Here is a 3,522-nt window from a genome sequence, read left to right as displayed (position 1 = left end):
GGCGTCGGCTTCGAGGACGCGGCCGGTGCGGCGGTTCTCGCCTTCGCCCCAGGCGACGGTGCGCTCGTAGCCGACGACGATCACGGCGTCTCCCTTGTGGAGGGAGGCGAGCACGTGCTCGCCGAGTTCGAACTTCGCTTCGACGTAGTGCGTGGTCGGGGCGTCGTGCGGGGTCCACTCCCCCGCGCGGTATTCGCCGGTGTTCTCGATGACGCGCAGCTTCACGATCTGCACGCGGCCCGCCTGCACGGCCTCGGGGTCGGCGGCGAGGTTGCCGGTGATGGTCCTGGTGCTCATCTGTCGTCTCCGTAAGTTTGGTGGTGGCCCGAGGGGGCCGAATGTGGCTTATCTGTCGTCGCCGATCGTGTGGCTCAGCAGGAGTGGCCGTCCGGTCCCCTGGGGTGCCCCTGGCCGCTAATTGAGATGTGCGTTTCGGTCGCTGTTTACGGAGATGACGGTTGGGTGCTCCTCGGGCCTACACGAGGTAGATCAGAACCGAGGAGGACGAGTTGAACGATCAACGAGCTCACGTCTGGGTGGGCATCGATGCAGGCAAGGCGCATCACTGGGTGACAGCGATCGACGACCAGGGCGCCATGCTCTGGACGAAGAAAGTGAGCAACGACGAAGGCGAGATCCTCGATTCGATCGCCGAAGTGCTCGCCCTCGGCGAGAACTTCACCTGGGCAGTCGACATCGTCGGCACGACATCTGCGCTGCTCCTCGCCCTGCTCGCAAGCCACGGCCAGTCCGCGTTGTACGTCCCCGGACGGATCGTGAACCGGATGGCCGGCGCGTACCGGGGCGAAGCGAAGACGGACGCCCGGGACGCCTACGTGATCGCCGAAACAGCACGGCACCGCCACGACCTGACCCCGATCAGGATGCCGGTCGAGATCATCGCCGACCTCAAGCTCCTGATCGCCCACCGCGGCGATCTTGTCGCCGACCGCGTCCGCATGCTCAACCGGCTCCGTGACGTGCTGACTGGCATCTTCCCCCGCCTCGACCGAGCATTCGACTACGCCAAACACAAGGGCGCGCTCGTCCTCCTCACCGGCTATCAGACTCCAATCGCGCTTCGCCGGATGGGGCAGGCGCGCCTGACGAAGTGGCTGAGCCGCCGAGGCGTGCAGGGTGCTCCCTCGGTCGCGGAGGCTGCTCTCGAGGCCGCGAGCGGGCAGCAGACGCAGATCGGCAACGAGAGAATCGCGGCGCAGATCATCGCCGACCTTGCAACGCAGATCCTCGCCCTCGACACTCGCCTCCGAGCGCTGAAGAACCAGATCACCACGATATTCCGCGCGCACCCGCAGGCCGAGATCGTCGAGTCGATGCCCGGGATGGGTCCGATCCTCGGGGCCGAGTTCCTCGCAGCAGCCGGGCCACTCGACAACTACGCCGACGACGGCCACCTCGCCGCAGCAGCTGGGCTGATACCCGTTCCGCGAGACTCCGGACGTCGAACCGGGAACATGCACCGTCCCAAGCGGTACAACCGACAGCTGCGCCGCTCGCTCTACCTCTCAGCGCAAACTTCGGTCATCCGCGAAGGACCCAACCGCGACTTCTACCTCAAGAAACGCGGCGAAGGGTACAAGCACACGCAGGCACTCCTCGCCCTATCCCGACGACGCGTCAGCGTGCTCTGGGCCCTGCTGCGCGACAACCGCACCTTCACCCAAGCACCTCCGAGTCGCGTTGCGTAGGCGAGCTCGACTTCGGAAGGAGCGCTATGCAGAGGGACTCTGAACGTTCGCAGCCGCAGTGAGCCGCCGATGGCGGTGCCACCGCGGGCTGGAGGGCGATGCCTCTTCGGACGCCGTAGCGTGGGCAGCGCTATCGTCAAGCTCGACAAGGGGAGGGCCGATGCGAGCCGAATGGAACGAATCGTTCTTTGATGCACAGCGCGAGGAGCCGCTGATCTACTGGGTCTGCTTCTGGACCGGCACCGACGACGAGCTGGCGGTGACGCATGACCCGCAGCGGATCACGGATGCCAGCTCGGTCGAGGAAGTTCTCGCCTGGGTGCACGACACAAAGGGCGAGCGAGACTTCGAGCTGTTCGTGGAGACCCACAGCAACGCCGAGACCCGCGAGCACGGCTGGACGCGCACCCGAAATCTCATCCACCTCGCCGGCGATTACCGCCCACCCGGAACGACGTCCACTCTCTCCGCGAGCCTTGAGAACTAGCAGGACCCCTTCTGACCGTCGACTTCCCGCGTCAACGGCTCGAAGCGGGACTAGGCCGCCTTGACGTCCTCATTGAGACTCCTGCTCGTGCGGTTGGTGGGTCCCGTCGACGTCGACGGGTTCTCGTTCGCGGCCGCGGCCGCGGGTGTGTCGGTGGGGGGTGTCTCGATGCCCCAGGACGCCAGAGCGTCGCGGCGGGTGACTTCCACGGGCGGCTCGGACAGCGCTCTGCGCTGTCCGAGCTCGGCGCGCGTGACGGTGAGGGCGGGAACGCGGCGCTCGTCGCCGTAGGCGAGGCGGTACAGCCGGTCGGCCTCGTTCTCCAGCCAGTCGACTTCGCCTTGCCGGTCGGCCTGTCCGGCGAGGTACCCGGCCCGGTAGTCGTCGCCAGTGACGTTCGGGCCGGTCATGCGGCGTGCTTCTCGATGAGGTCGGGGCGAAAGCCCGACCAGTGGTCCTGGTCGCTCGCGACAACCACGGGGGCGGCGGAGTAGCCCAGCTCCTCCGTGACGTACGCGAGCGCTGCGGGGTTGGTGGTGATGTCGACGGTGGTGTACTCGATGCCCTTCTTCTCGAGCACCCGGTAGGTCATGGTGCACTGCACGAATGACGGCTTCGAGTAGACGGTGAGCATCAGTCGTCCCACCGGTCGCCGCGGTGCGGGTCGTGCTCGTCGTTGACCGGGGACCAGGCGTGCAGCTCGGCCCACTTCTCGGCGGCGTCGGTGTGTCCGGCCTGGGTGAGGAGGTCGATGATGCCCGTCGCGCGCCAGCACGGCAGCGTCGGAGCGATCGCTTCCGTGACGGCCGGGTCGGAGAGCGTGGCCGCGAAGGCCGCGACGGCCGCCTGGTAGGTCGCCGCCGGGTCGGGCGTGGTCTGCTGCTGCTCGCTCATCGGTGGGTTCCTTCCGGGGTGTGGGCGTCGCCTTCGTCGTCGTCGCTCGCGTGCTCCGCGATCCACAGGTCCGCGGCCTCATCTCGTCCGAATGCTCGCAGGAGTCCGGCCAGCGCGTCGACCTCGGCGCAGCTGAGTCGTACGGCCAGCTCGTCGGCGGTTTCTCCGTGGGAGAACACGGACGCGAACTCGGCCACCGCGCCCCAGAGGGTCGGCTCCTCGGCCGCGGGGCTGGTGGTGATGGTGTCGGACATGGCGTTTGCTCCTCGGTGGTGGTGCGGGTCAGGATTCGGTGCGGGTGAGGGTGTCCACGAACATGACGCCCTCGGGGCCGGGGATCGTGGCGGTGTGTGCCAGCGCCCACCCGTTGCGTGCCAGACCTGAGAGGTCGACGTCGCGCTCGGCGATCCGGCGCAACTGGCTCTGCATCCC

6 protein-coding genes and 1 pseudogene are annotated in these 3,522 nt (G+C 67.5%); 2 read left to right on the top strand and 5 right to left on the bottom strand.

The annotated features are described in order from the left end of the window. A pseudogene (locus C5C56_RS17295) lies at nt 1-297 on the bottom strand (single-stranded DNA-binding protein); the annotation flags it as partial. A gap of 212 nt (nt 298-509) precedes the next feature. Here C5C56_RS17295 and C5C56_RS17290 point away from each other — a divergent pair. Both C5C56_RS17290 and C5C56_RS17285 read left to right on the top strand, forming a co-directional pair. Continuing rightward, nucleotides 510-1,709: an IS110 family transposase gene (locus C5C56_RS17290; RefSeq protein WP_104320010.1), complete on the top strand. Its 1,200-nt coding sequence runs from the start codon at nt 510-512 to the stop codon at nt 1,707-1,709. A gap of 160 nt (nt 1,710-1,869) precedes the next feature. Then, complete coding sequence (locus C5C56_RS17285; RefSeq protein WP_104320009.1) at nt 1,870-2,196, top strand: hypothetical protein; 327 nt, start codon at nt 1,870-1,872, stop codon at nt 2,194-2,196. Between the two features lie 50 nt (nt 2,197-2,246). Here C5C56_RS17285 and C5C56_RS17280 read toward each other — a convergent pair whose 3' ends face one another. Genes C5C56_RS17280 through C5C56_RS17265 form a run of 4 tightly spaced genes read right to left on the bottom strand, consistent with a single transcriptional unit; the run spans nt 2,247 to nt 3,344 of the window. Further along, entirely contained in the window at nt 2,247-2,606 is a 360-nt protein-coding gene (locus C5C56_RS17280) for a hypothetical protein (protein WP_104320008.1), read from the bottom strand. Next, nucleotides 2,603-2,833, bottom strand: a complete 231-nt coding sequence (gene nrdH / locus C5C56_RS17275; RefSeq protein WP_104320011.1) for a glutaredoxin-like protein NrdH — start codon at nt 2,831-2,833, stop codon at nt 2,603-2,605. Before nrdH ends, C5C56_RS17280 begins: the two co-directional genes overlap by 4 nt. Next, nucleotides 2,830-3,090, bottom strand: a complete 261-nt coding sequence (locus tag C5C56_RS17270) for a hypothetical protein (protein ID WP_104256091.1) — start codon at nt 3,088-3,090, stop codon at nt 2,830-2,832. The genes nrdH and C5C56_RS17270 overlap by 4 nt, the downstream gene beginning before the upstream one ends. Then, entirely contained in the window at nt 3,087-3,344 is a 258-nt protein-coding gene (locus tag C5C56_RS17265; RefSeq protein WP_219813609.1) for a hypothetical protein, read from the bottom strand. The genes C5C56_RS17270 and C5C56_RS17265 overlap by 4 nt, the downstream gene beginning before the upstream one ends. Nucleotides 3,345-3,522: the final 178 nt, after the last annotated feature.

Origin of the sequence: Rathayibacter sp. AY1D1 (genome assembly GCF_002932635.1) — a bacterium.
In the GTDB taxonomy this organism is placed as follows: domain Bacteria; phylum Actinomycetota; class Actinomycetes; order Actinomycetales; family Microbacteriaceae; genus Rathayibacter.
The sequence above is the reverse complement of the archived record's forward strand: the minus strand, read 5'-3'. Positions and strand labels throughout refer to the sequence as shown.

Coding starts and splice junctions, on each gene's coding strand:
- C5C56_RS17285 (WP_104320009.1), top strand. CDS start 1,870: ATGCGAGCCGAATGGAACGAATCGTTCTTTGATGCACAGCGCGAGGAG.
- C5C56_RS17280 (WP_104320008.1), bottom strand. CDS start 2,606: ATGACCGGCCCGAACGTCACTGGCGACGACTACCGGGCCGGGTACCTC.
- C5C56_RS17270 (WP_104256091.1), bottom strand. CDS start 3,090: ATGAGCGAGCAGCAGCAGACCACGCCCGACCCGGCGGCGACCTACCAG.
- C5C56_RS17265 (WP_219813609.1), bottom strand. CDS start 3,344: ATGTCCGACACCATCACCACCAGCCCCGCGGCCGAGGAGCCGACCCTC.